The following is a 20205-nucleotide window of genomic DNA, read 5'->3' as shown; positions in this document are numbered from 1 at the left end:
AACTCCTATCAAAAAAAGCTTGCTTTAAGTTGAAGTCCTTCTGTTTCTTTAAAACCAAACATTAGATTCATATTTTGAATAGCCTGTCCCGAAGCTCCTTTCAAAAGGTTATCAATAACACTAGTGATCAAAAGTTTACCCGAATGCTTATGCAAATGGATTAAACACTTATTGGTATTAACCACCTGTTTTAAATGAAGCTCCTGAGGGGATATAAATGTGAAAGCCGCATCTTTATAATAGTCTTTATATAGTGTAATGGCTTCTTCTAGACTGCCTTCAAAATTGGTATATGCAGTAACAAATATTCCTCGAGAAAAATTTCCTCTGTTAGGAAGAAAATGAATTTCTGCCTCAAAGTCTTCTTGTATACTATCTATGGTTTGATAAATTTCTCCTAAATGCTGATGCACAAATGGTTTGTAATATGAAAAGTTATTGTCTCTCCAGGTATAATGGGTAGTTTTTGATAAAGAGGTACCCGCGCCGGTAGCACCCGTAACCGCATTAATATGCACATCGTTCTTCAATTGATTGGATGCTCCTAATGGAAGTAACGCTAGCTGAATAGCTGTAGCAAAGCAACCTGGGTTAGCAATAAATGTTGCTGTTTTAACCTTCTCTTTTTGTAATTCTGGCAAACCATAAACAAATTCTTTACCCAGATATTTATTATCTATATCTAATCTAAAATCATTACTTAAGTCAATGATTTTTGTAGTTTTCGAAAATGTATTATTTTCTAAAAAAACTTTTGAATTACCATGACCTAAACAAAGAAACAATACATCTATTTCTTTGGTAATAGTGGCTGTAAATTCTAAATCTAAACTTCCTACCAAATCCTGATGTACATTGCTTATTTTGTTTCCGGCGTTTGATGTACTATATACAAAATGAATTTCTGTTTTAGAGTGATGAATTAATAGTCTAATTAATTCTCCCGCAGTATAACCCGCTCCACCAACAATTCCTACCTTGATCATATTTTGCTGTTTACTTGTTGATATATTCTATTTTGATTCCCCAGGATTTTTATAAAGCCCTTTGCTTCTTCTGCCGTCCAATCTTTATTAACTTCGCCATAACTACCAAACTTGGCACTCATAAGGTCATTTGGAGAAGACACCCCTTCTAACATAAAATGATACGGCTTTAAGCTTACGAAAACATCTCCTGTAACCTGTGTCTGACTACTTTCTAAAAATGCTTCGACATTTCTCATTACCGGATCCAAATATTGCCCCTCATGCAAATGCATTCCATAAAAACTAGACAGGTATTCTTTATGTTGTAATTGCCATTTGGTAAGTGTATGTTTTTCTAGTAAATGGTGTGCTTTAATGATAATTAAAGCGGCGGCGGCTTCAAACCCAACTCTTCCTTTGATACCTACAATTGTATCTCCTACATGAATATCTCTTCCAATACCAAATTTTGAGGCAATCGCATGCAATGTCTCGATTGCAGAAACAGGATCTTTTGGGATATCATTTATCCCTTTTATTTCTCCTTTTTCAAAAGTAAGTTTGATACTTTCTGTTGTTACTTTTTCGATTTGAGAAGGATATGCGTTTTCTGGTAAGGGTTTTTCTGAAGTTAATGTTTCATCTCCTCCAACACTTGTTCCCCAAAGACCTTTATTAATAGAATATTTTGCTTTCTCCCAAGGTATATTAATGTTGTTTTCTTTTAGATAATCAATTTCTTCTTGTCTGGATAATTTATGGTCTCTAATAGGAGTAATAATTTTAATCTCTGGAGCTATGGTCTGAAAAATCATATCAAATCTTACCTGATCATTTCCTGCACCGGTACTACCATGCGCTATATACTGTGCTCCAACACTTTTGGCATATTTAATAATTTCTATAGCTTGTACGATACGCTCTGCACTTACTGATAGTGGGTAGGTGTTGTTTTTTAATACATTACCATATATCAAATACTTTATTACTTTATTATAAAAATTGGATACCGCATCTATATTTTTATAAGTAGAAACTCCCATTTTATAAGCGTTCATTTCTATTTCATCGATCTCCTTTTTTGTAAATCCTCCTGTATTTACAGATACTGCATGTACATCATACCCTGCTTTGCTCAAACTTACTGCACAATACGAAGTATCCAATCCTCCACTATATGCCAATACTAACTTTTTCATTTTTTAACTTTTTTTAAAAATTTGGATTGTTTCATTTCTTTTAATCTTTCAAAAACATTGGGTTTGATTTTCTTGCTCGAAGCAATCGAATTGGGATCATATAGCATACCTGTACACAAACACATACTTTGCTTGGTTCGTTGTAACACGTCATAATTCTTACAGGTTTGACAGCCATTCCAAAAACTTTGATCTTTGGTGAGTTCTGAAAAAGTAACAGGTTTATAACCCAGGTCACTATTTAGTTTCATAACAGCCAATCCAGTAGTGATACTAAATATTTTAGCTTTTGGAAATTTTTTTCTCGAGTGCTCAAAAACTTTTTTCTTGATTTTTTTAGCAAGTCCTTTTCCTCTGTAATTTGGATGAACTATCAAGCCCGAATTGGCAACAAATTTTCCATGACTCCAGGTTTCGATATAACAAAACCCTGCAAATTTCTTACCATCCAAGGCAATTACAGCATTACCTTTTTTTATCTTAGCGGTAATATATTCTGGTTTACGCTTTGCGATTCCTGTTCCTCTAATCTGTGCAGCCTTAGCTATGGTTTCGCAAATTATTTCTGCATAAATAACATGTGATTGATCAGCAATAACAATCTTCATTGTTCTGACTTTAAATAATTAAAAAAAATGTTGTGATTTGAATTTTGAAATAAAGAACCGGACTCACCTAGGTTCCCAAAATAGAAGCATACCCTTACGGGCGGCGGCGGGGTGCAAAAAAGCGTACAGCGGGGTAGTTATTGTAAAAAATAACTGAGTTTTGAAGTACTATGTTTATGAAATGTTGCAAGAAAGAAAAAAAATAAATTAAAAAACAATCAATGAAATTCGAGAGCGGGGATTAGCGCACGCGGCGGCGGCGCACACCGGGAAGGTGAATTTCGGGTAATGGATTGTATGCTATTAATTTATTCATTACTGCAAATTTATAAAAAAGTTTTTGTCAATAGCAAAAACTTTTTATCAAGATTACTTTATAAAGCTATTAAAATGAATATCTCAAAAAAAAACGATTCATTTTTACATTATCTGCATTATTGATCCTAAAATATATATAAATCGTAAATTCAAAATAATCAAAATCTTAATAGACCAATTATCAATCATTTTTAATGTAAAATCTAATCGTCATAAATATTTAAGATCATAAATGATTTATTACTTTGGTTGTTGAAATAATATTTTTAATAAAACTAAACAGTGAGTACTTATAGTGATTTAAAATTAATTCGTTGGGGAATTATTGGCTGCGGAAATGTAACTGAAATAAAAAGTGGTCCTGCTTATCAACAAACAAAAGGGTTTCGATTAGCGGCTGTAATGAGGCGAGATCAAGAAAAACTAATTGATTATGCCACCAGACATGGGGTAGAAAAATATTATACTAGTGCAGAACACCTAATCAATGATACTGATATAGATGCTATATACATAGCGACACCTCCTGATACTCACAAATATTATGCACTTAAAGTTGCCGAAGCAGGAAAACCTTGTTGTATAGAAAAACCTTTGGCTCCATGCTATGAAGATAGCTTAACAATTTATGATTCTTTCGCAAATAAAGGTATCCCATTATTTGTAGCATATTATAGACGATCATTACCCAGGTTTGAACAAGTAAATACCTGGATAAAAAGTAATGAAATTGGTGAGATACGTCATATCAATTGGCATTTCTATAAGCCACCTAATGATGTTGATTTATCTGGAGCATATAATTGGCGTACCGATCCAAAAATAGCTACAGGAGGTTATTTTGACGATTTGGCAAGTCATGGACTAGATCTATTTACTTTTTTACTAGGAGAGATCAAAACTGTATCTGGTATTGCTCATAATCAACAAGGGTTATATGCAGCAAAAGATGCAGTTGTAGCATGTTGGCTTCATGAAAATGGTATTACTGGGACAGGAAACTGGAACTTTGGTAGTGACCGAAGAGAGGATCATGTCGAAATAATAGGGAGCAAAGGAAAAATCGAGTTTTCTGTTTTTAAGGAAGAGCCATTGGTATTAAAACAAGGTGATCATAAGCAAGAAATTTATATTGAAAATCCATTAAACATACAGATGTATCATGTAAAAAACATCAAAAAGCAATTACTCGAAGAAAACTATTTACATCCTTCGACAGGAGAATCTGCTTTACATACTAGCTGGGTTATGGATAAAATTTTAGGGAAATTATAAATGTATCAAGAGAACAAAAACTTTCTATACAATTAAAATGATCTATTAATTAAACAAAAAACACAATTAGTTTACTGTTCCAATACTTTTTAAAAAATAATTTACACTAACATTTTTTCGTTGTATTAAAGCAAAAAAACACCAATTTAAATATGAAGAAAATTAAGAAAGAAAAAGAATCAAACCATTTTATTCTTTTAACCAACGATCAATTACGATATACTTTAGGAGGGGATCATGGGAATCATGATGGTGTTCAACCGGATCAACAAAGGTATTTACCGTTACCATTAATCTAATTGTCGTATAAGAAACATAAAATAACCTATCGTTAAAATCATTTTTTTGTTACATGGATTAACTTACAACCAGTACAATTTTAAATAAAATGGTTTTGAGAATGCTACTATACGATAACATTCTCAAAACCATTTTTTGTTCATTCGAATTTTATTAAAAATTCTAAAAAAACAATTACTTATATTTTCTCTAATACCAGTGTAACTTTATTAAAATTAGCAGCGCTATTAATTACTGTTCTGTATTCTTCATAAATAGGAACTGGTACAATATTCTTATTATAATATTCTTTAATAAAAATTGTTAATTGGTTGTTTTCTAACGTATATGTCGATTTAAACATAAACAACTCTACTCCATCTTGAGAATATGATTCATCTATATTTATATTGTCTAAATTTTTAAATTGATATCCTTCTGGCACATCTACAATAATCTTTCTATCATAAGCTCTTTCGAATTCATTTTCTACCGGTAGTTTGCGTGCTTTTTCCTGATACATTTCTTGCTGTGGCCCCAATACTTCTCCCACCTTAAATAGGTACTTATTTCCTGCTTTGTCTACAAAATCTTCTGATTTTAAGTTTGCTATAATTTGTAAAGGTTTACTACCAAAATCTTTTGTTGCATCATTATAAACTTTCTTGTCTATTATCTCCAGGTTCTCATTTACAGATCGAATCACCTGATCAATCATACCACTTTTATCTTCTTCTTTGGCAATATCCATAAATGGCTGAATATAAACAGCATAATAACCATCCATGGTTCGGTTCATTTTTAATTTGGTGATGGTAAGGTCTTCTTCATCAAAACTTACATTCATTACCAAATTATAATTGGTTTTATCATAATTTACAGGCTTAATATATTTGATGCTTCCAACACCAGATGTAAAACCACCTAAAGACACTTTTTTTATAAATAACCCATAATTGTCGGTAAAATTACCCGGTGGATAACCTAATCTGGATTCAAGTTTTGTAGGAGCCATATACAACTTATTCTCTGGAAAATATATAAGATATTCCTGCAAGAAATTATAAGCCTCAAAGCTTTTATCAAACTTCATCTCTGTTCTATCACTAGTTAATACAATTTGATGTTTGATGTCTAGGGCGTTAAAAATTGCTGCATACAATTTCATTATCCCTTGTTCATTAGCTACTTTATTATCAATAATACTAGATAGGTCTTCGAGATCATCTCGCTTAACATCCCCTATATATACATTAGATTTTATGTAATTTTCTATAGTTCTAATTCTGGTGGTAAGGTCTTCATTTTTTAGATCTTGTATCGATTTAAGCAATGCTTCTAACTTACTTTCTATTTTTTTATCGGCTTCAGGATATAACGAATTATAGATATTCTGTGACGCCAAACTATAAGATACCAAATCTTTTGAAGGGTTAATAGAATTAGCCTTTAGCTTATAAACTATATATTTATGCATTGCCTTATAAGGAGCCAATTCTTCATTTTCAATTCCTTCTAATTTATCGATCTTTAGTTTCCAATGATTTTTATCTTTGATTAACGTATCTTCTGTTAATTGTGCTAAACCATTATAACTTTTAGATTCGAAAATAAGGTTTGAAGGGGCAAAAAGATCAAATTCGATATTTAACTTATCAAAATCTGATTGTAAAATCACTCTATTACCTGTATATGTAGGGTATTTTTTGACTACATAATAATATTCTATATATCCGCCTTTTTCTACACCCTCTAGAGCATAATACTTATAGGTTCTTTGTGTTTCATTATCTGTAGATGATAGTATTTTTGAATCATCCAACTCTAGTATTTTTCCTTCTTTAGTGATTACTCTAGCCTTATTCTTCACAATTTCGGATCCCGCACTGTATGGAAGGTATACTTTATTATACTCTTCTATTTTATCATTAGCATTTAACCAATATAGTTTATGAATTAATGAATATTCTACTAATGCATTATCTTCTATAAAAAAGAACTCATTTACTCTTTTATCTTTAAAAGCTACAATATCTTTATCCTTAAATTTTTCTACATTAATATTTTCTATAGGATTCTTATCCCAATCATATTCTTCATAAAAAGGTTTGCTTTGTGCAAAGGCACTTATTACAAACAAGTTAAAAATTAGGGTATATACAAGTGATTTATATATTTTCATTCTCTTTATTATTATATTACTAAGACGCTTTTGGACAGTCTTATTTTTTATCTTTTAAAATGATTACTTCTTTAAAGTTTTTTTCTACTTTTTTTATGAGTTTATTTAATTCTTTCTGCTGCTCTAAGGTAAGAAGAATGAAATCATAATTAATAAGTAATTCATAAACAACAGCTCTATTTTTTTTTGTGTAAGATATACTGCAAGAAAAGAAATCGTTAGAGACTTTAAACTCTTCTGGCACATAATCTACTATCTTATTATCAGGAATTTCGAGAGTTGTAATGTATTTCACATTCGACTTATATCTATACTCTCTAGCTGTTTTTCTATCTTCTTTTGATTTTATACTACTTAATTCTTCTCTGTTTAGGTTTAGGTTAATATAGGTTTCATCATCCAAACTATTTACATAATCGTTAATATTAAAACTATATGTTACTTCAAAATCATTGTCGTAGTCGTACTTATTAATTTCTTTAAAATCATCTATCAAAAATTTATTATTACCCTTTCTAAGCTCATACGTATACGCTTCTTTAAGATTCGCTTCTTTTTTCTTCTCTTCGAACGTATTAAAGAAATCTATTTTGGTATATCCGCTTAAGGTTAAATGACCAGTACCTATTACTGTTTTATCTTCGATTTTGATAATTGTAGAGTCTATAAGTGTGTTTCTCTTAGCTTCCATTACCGGAACCTCTTTAATTACAAAGTCTTTTTCTCCTTTGGATATTAAAGCTTCTTTTCCTTGTATGAACGGAGATGGCATATCGATAGGAATATATCTACCTGTAGCATCCAGAAAATAGGTTTTATCACCGTCTATATATGTTAGAATCATGTGATTATCAACTACAGGGGTTGGTACTTCATTATACTTATAAGGAATACTTCTGGTACCAATCCAGGTTAGGTTTCCTTTTAGGTTTGCTACTTCTAACATTTTGTAAAGAATACTAGAATTATCTTTACAATCCCCATATTTTTTATTGAATACATCATTTGCTTCTCTAGGAATAAATCCACCTAGAGCATATTCGAAAGCTATATATTTAATGTTTTCTTGTACCCAATAATAGATTGCCTTAACTTTTTCAAAATCTGTTTGTTTATCTTTTGTGAGAATGTGAACTATTTTCTTTAATTCTTCGTTGGCGTCATCAGTATTTATATCCTTGACCAAAGAATAATACCATTTATATAAATCAGAAACATCTTCTTGTATTTTTACCTGTTTATCTTTATAGGTGTATGATGTAATGATAGGAATAACATGAGGAAAGGAATTTCTATAGTTTGGAGCATTCGCATCCAGATCATATTCTTTTACATTTTCTGCCTCCCAACTATAAATACGCTTTCCTTTTTTCTCTGATTCTGAAAAACTAATTGGTACACCTTTGGTATTAAACTCTTTAAACCTCAAATCTATTTCTTTGTCTACACTAATAGTAACCTTGTTTTTTATAATAGGCTTGAAATCAGCAAAATAAAATGAATTTAAAAACCTAGGGTTCTTAATTACTTCTTTGTATTTGAGTGTAGATTTTGATCCTGGCTCTAAATTAGGATAGATGAAATTAATGGATTTGGTATCATCATAGAAACTCTGATCCATTTCATCTTTTTCAATAAAGTCTTTTACTTCAATTTTATTGTATTTACCATTTTGATATAATAATGAAGTAGCTTCTACCGATTCTATTTCAAAAAAAGAAGAATAATTTATAGATCGTTTGGATCCATAGGTAGCAGCAGCTCCTAAGTATAAATCTTCTTCAAAAACTTCTTGAGTAATATGAATCTCATTATCTTTAAGACTAATATCTACTTTTGTTTCCTCCATTAATCTTACCGAATGTGCATTGGGATACGCCGCTTTATATTTTTCGAATACAGGTGATTTTTGCCCAATCAAATTAAAGGACAGAAGCAATACAAACCCTTTAAAAATCAAAAATTTTCTCTTCCTCATATGTCTATTTTTCTAATAAATCATTAAAATATGATTGTTCTTTTATAAGTTTTCCGTTTTCATCATAATACTTTGCTATCCCACTACGACTATCATGTTGATAATTTATTTCTTCTTTACTAGTACCATTAGGATAGTATTCTTTATATAAACCGTGCAAAGCATCATGACGATAATTCATTTCTTTTTTAACTTTCCCGCTTGGATAGTAAAATGTGTATTTTCCATGAGTATCACCGTCTTTATATACTGTATGCCGCTCTAGTTGTCCTGAATAATAATATGCTTTATACTCATTAACAAAAAAACCATTCTTATATTCCATTTGTATCGAAGGTTTTCCATTATCAAAAAAACCATGTACCATACCTGTATAATTTTTTAAGGGTATCATCGGTTTCAGTGTTCCATTTTTATCGTTGTAACTATACCCTATAATTTTATCATTATGATAAAATCTAACTAATTGTAATTTACCTTCTGGGCTATAAAATATTCTTTGCCCATGCAGTTTATTATTTTTATAAGGAACTACAGCTGTCAAAACTCCTTCTTCACTATACTTTTTATTAGGTCCGTTTAGTTCTCCCGATTGATAGGAATATGTTTCCTTTACTTTCCCGTTCTTAAAATATGTTTTCCATTCTCCTATATAGTCTCCATGAAAATACGTTCCTTTCGTACTCACCTGTCCATTATCATGATACCATATCCATTCGCCATGATACTTGCCATTAAAATATGATCCCTCAAGATTTTTTTTGCCACTTGCATTATATCTAATATACTTACCATGCTTTATTGTATGTAAATACTCTGTAGTAGAATAAGTGTTACCATTATATTGTTTTAAGGAAACGGTATACTCTTTTTTATTTGGGTCATGTTCTATTTTCTCTAGTATTTCTCCTGATGATGTATAATATTTTTCGGCAATCAAGTCTCCAAACTCATAATAAGATTCATAAAACAACTTTCCCTCAACACCAAAGAACTCTTGTTTTCCGTGCTCTAGTCCTTTATGATAAAAACTCTTTTGTTTTATACGACCATCATCATAATAAGATACCCAGGTACCGTGATTGGCATTATCTTTATGCCAACCTTGGTTAGATATGTTACCATTTTTATGGTAGGCAACATAATAGCCGGTCAAAGAATCATTTTTATATTCTATAATTGATTCTTTCTGACCAGATTTGTAGAACTCATGATATTTTCCGTTCAATTTATTATCTGTATAAATCCCTTTACTAATCAAAACACCGTTTTCGTAATATTTCCAAACATCTTTTTTCCCTCCCTTTACATCATACATCCCCTCTGTTTCCAAATCTCCTAAAGATGAATAGCCTTTATAATAAAATTCTCCTTTTTTCTTTTTACCTTCTATAATACTGTTACCTTCTTTATCAAAGTATCGATATTCTATAAATTCATCATTTCGATAAACAAACTCATAGTATAATTTTCCGTCAACATCATATTCTTTATAAAGTCCATTTAGCTTTCCTTTGGTATATGTATAATCATTCAAAATTGTACCATCATTATAATACAATTTTACATTGCCATTATATTTACCTTCTGTAGATGTTCCAACCTCATATTTTGTGCCATTTTTATGATATGTAGTATAAGGGCCATTAATAACTCCTTTTGAATAATCAAATTCTGACTGTAATATCTCATTTTTATAGAATTTTTGTTCTTTTCCCTCAAGAACTCCATTCCTATAATTTCTTTTCTTGTATAATTTCCCGTTAGGGTGATATTGTAACAACTCTCCTTCTGGGTTCCCTTTTTTATATTTAAGAGCATATTCTTGGGCAGATGCTCCTAGAGCGTAGTATGATTTATAAGAACCATCCAACTGATCTTCAGAAAAAGATTTTTCTTCAATTAAAGCACCTTTCTTGTTATATTTTTCATACAACCCATTTAATTTTCCTGCTTTATAATTACATACCACTTTAGGGTTTTTATTATCATGAAAGGAAAGAAACTCTCCCTCTAGTTTTCCTCCAACATATTGTTCTATAATCGATTTATTACCGTAATCATCATACCATATCCACTTGTCTACTCTTTCTCCTTTTTCGTTAAATTTTCCGCTCCCTTTTAATTTTCCCTGATCATTAAATATTAACCAATTTCCTATTCTTTTATCATCTTTGGTTTTTCCAAATGCACGTAAAGTGTAATCATCATATACATAAGAAACTTCTTGTTTTTTCCCTTCTAACAATTGTTGGTTTCTGGTACTCATAATAGCTGCCCATTTATCATAAAACAGGTTAATAAATGCTTTTATTTTATCAATATTCTTACCAACTATTTTTTTAAAATCCTTATTCTCTATGGTATATGCTATGGTATATGTAAAATCATCAAAGTAACCACTGCTAAAAACCCATTTGTAGAACGGCACATATTTTCTATCCCAAAAACCATTATTACCATCAAAATCATCTAATTGTTCAAAAAGAGCATGATTCTGTTTTGTAAGCGCAATATTTATCTTATTATCGATCTTATAGCTTGGGTTTAATGCGATTCTGTTATTTAATATCAAATCCATATCCTCAAAAGCATTATCATCTGGCGAGATTCTAATTCCTTTGGGTTTTATTTCACTCTTATTTGAAACTGCAACATTAATAGAATTTAAAATACTAAAAGAATCACTCCCTTCTGGATTTAACAGCAAGTACATATTAATAGCCATCATGGCTTGGCCAGTTCTACCTTCTTTTAAGCATATTTTTCCTAATTGTAAGTGAGCATTAGCATAAAAAGGATTTAATTTGATCGCTTCTATATAATCTTTTATGGCTTTATCGAACATTTCTAATCTTTCGTGAATAATACCTCTATTATAAAAAAGCACATAATTTTTGGGATATTCACGTATCGCATCATTACAAACTGTCAGCGCTTCTTGATAACGTTCTGACCTTAAAAACGCTACTCCTTTATTTAATAAAAATGAATACCTGTTTGTTCCATTATTTATTTTAAGCCCAATATCAGATACTTTTATAGCTTCTTGATACGCATCTTTTTTTAGGAGATAATATGATTTAGTAACCAAAGAAGATTCATATAATGAGTCATTGATATTAATTTTCTCCAGATGCTCTATAATTTTATCATACTCTTCTTTTTCACTTAATACATCTATTTTTTCTAGGATATCATTATAATCAATAAACTCTAATTTTTCTTGTCCATAAAAAATTAAAGACGTCATTAACGTAACAAATACTATTACTTTTTTCATATTTTGATTATAATTGAGCAGACGAAGTGTGAATATAGAGATCATAATTTACTTCTCAAAAGTATGATTCTTTATTATGTAGGGGTCACAAACATAAAATAAAAGCATGAAACTACAAAAATTGATCCCATACCAACGTATCCTTTTTTTCAAACCTTAGTGTATTGCATCAAATCACAATAACTATTGAAAAAACCAGACGTGCTACAAAATTAACTTTACTGATCATTTGGGGCACATTACTGCCTGACTTTTCAAAACAGTGTTTGACTGGCAAATTAAATTATTAAGTTTTTGTTATGTTCTTAGGTACTGAAGAAATTATACCCAAAAGTTGTAACCCAATTAGTGCTTTTAAGAATTTATCGAACGATCCTGGCAACCTAGTTAACCATTTGCGTAGTACATTTTTGGACCGTTCATTAAAACAAAGGGTAGCTTTCTATAAAATATGTCAAATCTCTTTTGAAGTAAGAGCTTATTTTCAATCATAAATTCGTTAGGAACGAATCTTGACATCAATGTTTTATCTAAAAGTAATTCGATTAAAAAGGGCGTTTTTACTATTTTGCTATAAACCCGCTCTACTGTAAACGTTATGCCCCCAAAACTAGTACAGTAGCCTACAAAATAAAAACACCCTTTAATCACATTATGAGTAGTGTATACTTTATTCTTAAAATATCATTATCAAAAAAAATAGGTAGTTCTATGAATTCTCGCGCTTGTCTCTGTTATATTCCCTTATTTTTCTTTTATCTTTTATATACTCATACCAATTGTTAAGCATAAAAATTAATAAAATCACAACAATCACAATCTGAACTATAATTAGCACAATCATCCCTTCTTTTTTTTACTTTTTATACAAGACAAAATCGCCATTTTATCTCCATTCTATTTAATTAGACCCTTGTTCTTATCAAAAGTCACTTCTTTTTTTCTTTTTTATCTTTTCATATGAAAACGGCTGTTCTTAAACATATAAAATCAACTAATAATCTCTATTTTCTTGTTAGCAATCATTTTTATAGGAAATACAATTTTGTTCCCATCAATACTTTCTAATATCATACTAATATTATCGATGGCTATAATCGTTCCTATTACCTCATCTATTTTAATTTTCTGCCCTGTTTCCAGGCTCTTGCGAGAATAAAACCCTAACAATAATCTATAAATAATATCTCTGGACCCTAACCCCAAAGCCAAAGTAAATGCTACCAAAAAGGCTCCTAAGATCAATGATAAGTTATTAGTAATGATGTCTGTATTGATCCCTGCTTGATTAAGTGCCGTTATAGACACGATCACAAAAACTATAAAGAATAGTATCGAGCTAATAATCTTAGAACCGCTTAAATCAAAAGATTTGAGCATGGTATATACCGATTTCCTTATCAATGTTGCCAAGTATAAACCAAAACCAAAAATTACAATAGCACTAAATATTTTTGGTAAATAATCCACAAGTCGACTCGCTTCATTAGATACAATCGTAAGCCCAAACACATCCGAACCAATAATGATCAAAATCAAAATTAAAAACCACTTTAAAAAAACAAGTAGAATTTGAGTAGGCTGAATTTTTATCGAAGAATTAAGTAGCATACCATTTTCACTAATCTTGGTTGCCAATGTATCTATTTTGGTATATTTCAAGGTTTTTCTAACTACAAACAAGATAACCTTGATGATCAACCAACCTACAAAAAAGAATAAAATAGCGCCCAAAATGTTTGGCACAATCTCGTACAATTCATTAAATACGTTTTCTAGTAGTTTAATATTAAAAAAGTCGTCCATATATCTTTTAGTTTTTATCAGGTTTGTTGGTTAATTTTAGAAGTTCTTCGACAGAACCAGGATATTTGACCGTAAAGAGATCTGCCAATTCAAGCGAAAGCTTAACCATCTCTACATCTTCGAATACTTTTTTCTTTATAGTATCGGGCAGTTCTTCATTTTGAATTATTTTTTTAAAAGGGTTCTTCATCGCTATAGGGTATTATAAGCTTTTATTAATCGCGACTTAGCGCGACTTAACCTCATTTTTACGGCACTATCTCCAATATTTAGGTTTTCTTTAATCTCTTTAATCGATAAATCATCCTGATACTTCATCATCAAAATAACTTTATCATTAGGTTCTATTTGTTGTAATGCCAGAACTAATTTTTTCGATTTTAATTTCATTATTTCTTCATCCAAACTATCATCGTCATCTTCTGTTGTATATTCTACCAAAGTATCTGAAACAATAATTTTTTCGTTCTTCTTTTTTCGATCTCGCTGCACATAATTAATACAAAAGTTATAGGTAAAAGAGTAAAGCCAGGTAGAAAACTTAGAAGTTCCTTTAAAGGTTTTTAGTTTGGCAAATAGTAATACAAAAATATCATGTGTTAGGTCCTGCGCCTCTTCTTTTGTTTTCACAAAACTTAAACATTTAGCATATACCATTGTAGCATATCTATCATAAAGAATTGCATACAATTTGGTATCGTTGCTTTTGGCAATTCTAAAGACCAATTCTTTATCTTCTAAATAAGTATCCTTCCCTATTTCTTTCAATCTATTTTATCGTTTCTCATAAACTCCCATAATTTAGACACCATTGTTTTAAAAAGGTCACATTTTTTTACACAGTACTTTTTTCACCTCTATCAAGTTACTCAAAAAAAGTCAAATTTTATGATGGAAATCCACATTCTAACATACCTTACAAAAATTCATAAACATCTAATAACAAACTTCTTTCAACGACAGAACATACTATTTCCCCTTTACTTATAGCCGCTATTAACCTGTAAATATTAAGTTAAATCGGACCACTCCATAACGATGTTTTTGTTTTAAACGTGACTTGCTCTATTAGTAAAATTCTTCAATAAAAAATTTAGAAAAGATTACCTCTTTTACAATAAAGAAGGACATAAATCGTACACTTAATTCCTCGCAAATCATAAATTCAAACAATAAGCCGTATATTGTATACCTTAAAAAAAATTTGGATTTACCCAAATGTGATATATGAGACTGTTACTATTCATAATGATGTTTATGTTCATGTATCAGGGCGTAGCACAACACAACGAAAGTCTTAACCCTAATACGTATAGGTTTAGATACAAATCAATTGTATTTAAAGGCACGAGGTATTCCATTACCAAACAATTACGAGAACTAAAAAATAATTCTTTATTTGTAAACATCCCAGAAGAAGGACAGGTAGTGTTAACGGGATTGTTTAAAAAAGTAACCCGTCAACCTATTCCGAAATTATATCGAAAACATGCTATTGTTTTTCTGGATACCTTATACTCTTATGAAGAATTCTTACTTATATATGACCAAGCGTTGTATGAGGTAATTATGCATTTAAAACAAGATATGCGCCGTCTAGATTTTAAATTTGAAAGAGAATATACTTATGCAAAAAGAGTTTTGGATCGAGCCTCTAAAGAAGCCGTAAATAATACCGATCGAATTGATATTCTACGTGAAGATTTGCGAGACAGCAAATTAAAATTGATGAGTCATCGATGGATGAAGAAAAGAATTGAAACATATAGAGGGATGAATGCTGTTAAGAAACCTGATAAAATAATTCAAGAGTTTAAAACGGCAGAAGCGATGAATGTTTATAAAATGGTAACAGAACAAAAAACTAAAGGAATTAATTCATACCTTGAAAACCAAATCATTGATTTTTTCTATAAAAAATCAGTTCCTCATATACATTTAGACACCTTTGAGCTTGACCCTAAGGATAAAATATAAACTATACGCTACGATACTTTGATCAGTATACTACTCTCATACCACTAATTCATGACATCATCTAACAAAGACAAAAATGCCTGGGCTTGGGTACCTTCCCTATATTTTACAGAAGGGTTACCATATATTATCATCATTACAGTGTCCGTAATCATGTATAAAAAACTAGGAATTAGTAATGCCGATATTGGTCTATACACAAGTTGGTTATACCTACCTTGGGTGGTTAAACCTCTATGGAGTCCATTAGTAGATATAAAAAGTACCAAACGAAATTGGTTTTTAAGCATGCAACTATTGATTGCAATCGCTTTTTTGGGAGTTGGACTTACCACACCTACCAACAATTTTTTTGTAGTAAGTCTTTCCTTTTTTTGGATAGCAGCTTTTGCATCTGCAACCAATGACATTGCTTCTGATGGTTATTATTTACTTGCTTTATCAGAAAAAAAGCAGTCCTTTTTCTTGGGAGTAAGAAGTACTTTCTATCGATTAGCCATGGTTACCGGGCAAGGGTTGATTGTAGTGCTTGCAGGTTTTTTAGAAGAATATTATGGTGATAATCAAAGGGCATGGTCCTATACGATGATCCTTGTTTCTATAATGATGATTGTACTTACAGCATTAAATCTTTTTACTACTCCCAAAGCAGAAGATCCCATCACTATCGACAAAGAAAAAACAGTTGGCTTTTTTGAAGTTTTTAAAACTTTCTTCCAGAAAAAACAGATCGGTATTGCACTGGCATTTATATTAGTATATCGACTTGGAGAATCGCAATTGGTAAAAATGGCCTCTCCCTTTTTATTAGATAAACCAGAGGCAGGTGGATTAGCGTTATCTACTACAGAGGTAGGAACTATTTATGGTACTTTTGGCGTTGTTGCCCTTACTATTGGTGGGATACTGGGCGGAATCGTCATTTCTACTCACGGATTAAAAAAATGGATGTTACCAATGATTTTAGCACTTAACTTACCCAATATTCTCTATGTTTTTCTTGCTTTTTTAAAACCTTCTTCTGTTGTATTTACAACATTGGTCGTAATTATAGAACAATTTGGATATGGATTTGGATTTGCAGCCTACCTGATGTTTCTAATATATATTGCCGAGGGAGTATCAAAAACTTCTCATTATGCCATTGCCACTGGATTTATGGCACTAGGAATGATGTTGCCAGGTATGATCAGTGGGTATATACAAGAGTATATAGGATATACAGGTTTCTTTATCTGGGTGGCAATTGCTGCAATTCCTGGGATTATTCTTACTAGGTATATTCAATATCCTGCTACCTACGGAAAAAAAGATAAAAGCTAGCAAGTACTATGACACATGATATTAAGAAAATACTAAATCCAGCCATTTCTAAAGTAGAAAAAATTGGACAGTTTTTCTCTCCGGCTGCCTACATAAACGATACAAATCAAGGTATACAGCAATTAGAACGTCTTATTAAGGAGTATAAAATTGGTGGGCTCACTTTTTTTCATAGCAGAGCCAGTACAGCTACCAATTTTGAAGGAAAAAAAACGGTTGTAAAAAATGATCATAGTATTGACCGGTTATCAGAACTCATCACTCACTATCAAAGCATAGCTCCTTATCCCTTATTAATAAGCATCGATGCAGAATGGGGATTGGCAATGCGCGTAGAAAACACACCGCAATATCCTTATGCAATTACTCTAGGTGCATTACCCGATGAAGAACAAGAACTTATTTATGAGGTTGGAAAACATATTGGCAACGATCTTAAACAAATAGGTATTCATCTTAATCTGGCACCAGTTGTAGACATAAACACCAATCCAAATAATCCCGTTATCGGTTATCGCTCTTTTGGTGAAAACAAAGAAAAAGTGATTCAAAAAGCGTTGACTTTTTATAAAGGGCAAAAGGATGCTAATATTCTGGGATGTTTTAAACATTTTCCTGGGCATGGAGATACCGAAGTAGATTCACATATTGGATTACCGATTATCTCAAAATCTAAAGAAGAGATGTATGATCAGGAACTGTATCCTTTTATTAAAGCTATTGAAGCTGGAATCGATAGTATTCTTATAGGACATCTTGCTATTCCATCATTAACTAACGGAAAAAGTATATCTGCCACACTATCAAAAGAAATCATAAAAGGAATTTTAAGAAACGAATTAAATTTTGAAGGAGTGGTGATATCTGATGCGCTGAATATGCATAGTGTTTCAAAACTATATCCAGAAAAAGGTGCATTAGAATGGAAGGCTTTTGATGCAGGTAATGACCTGCTATGTTTTGCAGAAAACGTCGAAGAAGGTATGAAAACCATAGAAAAAAATGCTACTAGTGAGCAAATTGAAGAAAGTTTTTTGCGAATTCTGACCTTAAAAGAAAAAATGTTTAAAGGGCAAAGCGTAAAACAAAACTTTAATCTTGAAGCAACAAGGGCTCTTAATCTAAAACTTGCAAAAGGATCCCTAACAGCATATAAGTCTAATAAAGAAAACCTAAACAATTTTAAAACAGAAGGTTTTGAAACCATCATGATAGGTAATGTCGATACTTGTTCATTTATCGCAAACATTGAAAAACACATACCTTGTCATACAACCAACCTTAATATGCTGGGTCATAAAAATATTCTTATAGCCTTGTTCCCGCCTTCTATAAAGCCTGCCAATAATTTTGGCTTGGACGAAGAAATACTAAAAAAAATTAATGAAATAAGTAAATCAAAAAATATAAGCCTATACCTGTTTGGTAATCCGTATGTCTTGAGAACACTACACACCGAATATATTGAGAACATCACGATTGTTTATCAGAATTTTGACGCTTTTCAAGAAATTGCTTCTGCTCATTTTCTTGAGCAACATACAGCTATCGGTAAACTCCCTATAATCTTAAAAAAATAGCGCCAAATAAGAAATATGAATCAGTATACTGTTATAGGATTAATGTCAGGAACCTCATTAGATGGATTAGACATTGTTTGTGCTAATTTTACCCATAAAAATGGCAAATGGGAGTTTATTATTGTTTGCAAAGAGAGTATTGAATATGATGCCGCTTTTAAAAAGAAATTAAAAAATACTGTACATCTAAATGCCACTGATCTACTTCATTTTCACAATGAGTTCGGAACATGGTTAGGAAAAGAAGTAAAAAAGGTTATCGATAAAAATAAACTCTCTATCGACTTTATAGCTAGTCATGGTCATACCGTTTTTCATCAACCAGAAATTGGGTTAACCTATCAAATAGGCTCTGGGCAACATTTGGCTAACGCTTCGAGTCAAAAAGTGATCTGTGATTTTAGAACAAACGATGTTGCGTTGGGTGGACAAGGAGCACCTCTTGTTCCTATAGGAGATCGATTGTTGTTTAACGAATATGACGCTTGTTTAAATCTGGGTGGCATCAGTAATATTTCTTTCGAAGAACATGAAAATAGGATCGCCTATGATATCTCTCCCGTCAATATGCTTCTTAACTATCTGTGCGCCAAAATTGGAAAAGCATATGATAAAGGTGGAGCAATTGCTCAATCAGGCAGTCTCAACAAAAATCTACTAAACACATTAAACGCTCTGGAGTACTACCAACTTCCTTTCCCAAAATCATTAGGATACGAGTGGTTTGCAAAAAAAGTAATTCCAATTATCGATAACACAAAAGATACCACAGAAAATCTTTTACATACTGCTGTGCATCATATCTGTGATCAAATAAGTTTTTCTGTAAAAAAAATAGAATCCGATAAAACCAAACTATTAATTACTGGAGGTGGTGCAAAAAATGACTTTCTTATTCAAACATTACGACAAAAGCAGGTAAACCATGCCGAAATCATAATTCCTTCAGAAGAAATTATTGATTTTAAAGAAGCTTTAATTTTTGCTTTTATGGGAGTTCTAAGGGATAGAAATGAAATAAATTGCTTAAAATCGGTTACAGGCGCAAAATTTGACTCTTCTTCGGGGGTCGTATTTATCCCTTCTTAAAGGCACCCTATCTATATTTTAGATTTGTTCTTAAGGAATAGAACATTAATAAGTTAAGGCTTTATAAGCCAGTAAGTATATAATCCATCGACTTCGAGTTAATACCACAGATTTACTTTTCTCGAATACAACACATTGTTTACAAAATAGCAAAATTGTCCTACGTGACGAAGGACATTTTCGTATGACGACGAAACCTTGCCGCGGGACGCAGGACGCTTTCGTATGATGACGAAACCTTGCCGCAGGACGCAGGACGCTTTCGTATGATGACGAAACCTTGCCGCAGGGCGCAGGATGCTTTCGTATGATGACGAAACCTTGTCGCGGGACGCAGGAC

15 protein-coding genes are annotated in these 20205 nt (G+C 31.5%); 6 read left to right on the top strand and 9 right to left on the bottom strand.

Features of this window, described 5'->3' with window-relative positions:
- Positions 1–8 precede the first annotated feature (8 nt).
- The 3 genes from argC to ABW636_RS11320 are packed head-to-tail and all read right to left on the bottom strand — an operon-like array spanning position 9 to position 2775.
- A complete protein-coding gene (gene argC, locus ABW636_RS11330) occupies positions 9–986 on the bottom strand; it encodes an N-acetyl-gamma-glutamyl-phosphate reductase (RefSeq protein ID WP_367590111.1) in 978 nt (325 codons plus the stop codon).
- The gene (gene argG, locus ABW636_RS11325) at positions 983–2167 is read right to left on the bottom strand and encodes an argininosuccinate synthase (protein WP_367590109.1); all 1185 of its coding nucleotides are present in this window, start codon (positions 2165–2167) and stop codon (positions 983–985) included. The genes argC and argG overlap by 4 nt, the downstream gene beginning before the upstream one ends.
- On the bottom strand, positions 2164–2775 hold the full coding sequence (locus ABW636_RS11320) for a GNAT family N-acetyltransferase (protein ID WP_367590108.1): 612 nt from the start codon (positions 2773–2775) through the stop codon (positions 2164–2166). The genes argG and ABW636_RS11320 overlap by 4 nt, the downstream gene beginning before the upstream one ends.
- Positions 2776–3375: 600 nt before the next feature.
- Between ABW636_RS11320 and ABW636_RS11315 the strand changes: the two genes are divergently transcribed.
- Together ABW636_RS11315 and ABW636_RS11310 are read left to right on the top strand one after the other, a co-directional pair.
- Positions 3376–4368, top strand: a complete 993-nt coding sequence (locus ABW636_RS11315; RefSeq protein ID WP_367590107.1) for a Gfo/Idh/MocA family protein — start codon at positions 3376–3378, stop codon at positions 4366–4368.
- Positions 4369–4520: 152 nt separating this feature from the next.
- Positions 4521–4667, top strand: coding sequence for a hypothetical protein (locus ABW636_RS11310; protein WP_367590105.1), 147 nt, complete (start codon positions 4521–4523; stop codon positions 4665–4667).
- A 179-nt stretch (positions 4668–4846) separates the two neighbouring features.
- Here the strand turns inward: ABW636_RS11310 and ABW636_RS11305 are convergent, their stop codons facing one another.
- From ABW636_RS11305 to ABW636_RS11280, 6 genes are all read right to left on the bottom strand, one after another.
- The gene (locus ABW636_RS11305) at positions 4847–6829 is read right to left on the bottom strand and encodes a DUF3857 domain-containing protein (RefSeq protein WP_367590104.1); all 1983 of its coding nucleotides are present in this window, start codon (positions 6827–6829) and stop codon (positions 4847–4849) included.
- 40 nt (positions 6830–6869) lie between these two features.
- Positions 6870–8807: a DUF3857 domain-containing protein gene (locus tag ABW636_RS11300; protein ID WP_367590103.1), complete on the bottom strand. Its 1938-nt coding sequence runs from the start codon at positions 8805–8807 to the stop codon at positions 6870–6872.
- A 4-nt stretch (positions 8808–8811) separates the two neighbouring features.
- Positions 8812–12090: a tetratricopeptide repeat protein gene (locus ABW636_RS11295; protein ID WP_367590102.1), complete on the bottom strand. Its 3279-nt coding sequence runs from the start codon at positions 12088–12090 to the stop codon at positions 8812–8814.
- Between the two features lie 990 nt (positions 12091–13080).
- Positions 13081–13896, bottom strand: a complete 816-nt coding sequence (locus tag ABW636_RS11290; protein ID WP_367590101.1) for a mechanosensitive ion channel family protein — start codon at positions 13894–13896, stop codon at positions 13081–13083.
- Between the two features lie 7 nt (positions 13897–13903).
- Complete coding sequence (locus ABW636_RS11285; protein ID WP_367590100.1) at positions 13904–14086, bottom strand: hypothetical protein; 183 nt, start codon at positions 14084–14086, stop codon at positions 13904–13906.
- A 2-nt stretch (positions 14087–14088) separates the two neighbouring features.
- Positions 14089–14664 (bottom strand): RNA polymerase sigma factor, encoded by a 576-nt coding sequence (locus ABW636_RS11280; protein WP_367590098.1) that lies wholly within the window; start codon positions 14662–14664, stop codon positions 14089–14091.
- Positions 14665–15123: 459 nt separating this feature from the next.
- Here ABW636_RS11280 and ABW636_RS11275 point away from each other — a divergent pair, with 459 nt between their 5' ends.
- The 4 genes from ABW636_RS11275 to ABW636_RS11260 are packed head-to-tail and all read left to right on the top strand — an operon-like array spanning position 15124 to position 19865.
- Positions 15124–15873: a hypothetical protein gene (locus ABW636_RS11275; RefSeq protein WP_367590097.1), complete on the top strand. Its 750-nt coding sequence runs from the start codon at positions 15124–15126 to the stop codon at positions 15871–15873.
- A 51-nt stretch (positions 15874–15924) separates the two neighbouring features.
- Entirely contained in the window at positions 15925–17196 is a 1272-nt protein-coding gene (locus tag ABW636_RS11270; RefSeq protein WP_367590096.1) for an MFS transporter, read from the top strand.
- Positions 17197–17204: 8 nt separating this feature from the next.
- Positions 17205–18776: a glycoside hydrolase family 3 protein gene (locus tag ABW636_RS11265; RefSeq protein ID WP_367590095.1), complete on the top strand. Its 1572-nt coding sequence runs from the start codon at positions 17205–17207 to the stop codon at positions 18774–18776.
- Positions 18777–18791: 15 nt separating this feature from the next.
- Complete coding sequence (locus ABW636_RS11260; RefSeq protein WP_367590094.1) at positions 18792–19865, top strand: anhydro-N-acetylmuramic acid kinase; 1074 nt, start codon at positions 18792–18794, stop codon at positions 19863–19865.
- Positions 19866–20205 lie beyond the last annotated feature (340 nt).

The organism is Aquimarina discodermiae (assembly GCF_040786235.1).
Lineage (GTDB): Bacteria > Bacteroidota > Bacteroidia > Flavobacteriales > Flavobacteriaceae > Aquimarina.
Note: the sequence above shows the minus strand (reverse complement) of the source record. Positions and strands in the feature narration are given on the sequence as shown.

What these genes read in the sequence shown, in the direction of transcription:
- argC (WP_367590111.1), bottom strand. Translation starts at nt 986, where the DNA reads ATGATCAAGGTAGGAATTGTTGGTGGAGCGGGTTATACTGCGGGAGAA.
- argG (WP_367590109.1), bottom strand. Translation starts at nt 2,167, where the DNA reads ATGAAAAAGTTAGTATTGGCATATAGTGGAGGATTGGATACTTCGTAT.
- ABW636_RS11320 (WP_367590108.1), bottom strand. Translation starts at nt 2,775, where the DNA reads ATGAAGATTGTTATTGCTGATCAATCACATGTTATTTATGCAGAAATA.
- ABW636_RS11310 (WP_367590105.1), top strand. Translation starts at nt 4,521, where the DNA reads ATGAAGAAAATTAAGAAAGAAAAAGAATCAAACCATTTTATTCTTTTA.
- ABW636_RS11305 (WP_367590104.1), bottom strand. Translation starts at nt 6,829, where the DNA reads ATGAAAATATATAAATCACTTGTATATACCCTAATTTTTAACTTGTTT.
- ABW636_RS11300 (WP_367590103.1), bottom strand. Translation starts at nt 8,807, where the DNA reads ATGAGGAAGAGAAAATTTTTGATTTTTAAAGGGTTTGTATTGCTTCTG.
- ABW636_RS11295 (WP_367590102.1), bottom strand. Translation starts at nt 12,090, where the DNA reads ATGAAAAAAGTAATAGTATTTGTTACGTTAATGACGTCTTTAATTTTT.
- ABW636_RS11290 (WP_367590101.1), bottom strand. Translation starts at nt 13,896, where the DNA reads ATGGACGACTTTTTTAATATTAAACTACTAGAAAACGTATTTAATGAA.
- ABW636_RS11285 (WP_367590100.1), bottom strand. Translation starts at nt 14,086, where the DNA reads ATGAAGAACCCTTTTAAAAAAATAATTCAAAATGAAGAACTGCCCGAT.
- ABW636_RS11275 (WP_367590097.1), top strand. Translation starts at nt 15,124, where the DNA reads ATGAGACTGTTACTATTCATAATGATGTTTATGTTCATGTATCAGGGC.
- ABW636_RS11270 (WP_367590096.1), top strand. Translation starts at nt 15,925, where the DNA reads ATGACATCATCTAACAAAGACAAAAATGCCTGGGCTTGGGTACCTTCC.
- ABW636_RS11265 (WP_367590095.1), top strand. Translation starts at nt 17,205, where the DNA reads ATGACACATGATATTAAGAAAATACTAAATCCAGCCATTTCTAAAGTA.
- ABW636_RS11260 (WP_367590094.1), top strand. Translation starts at nt 18,792, where the DNA reads ATGAATCAGTATACTGTTATAGGATTAATGTCAGGAACCTCATTAGAT.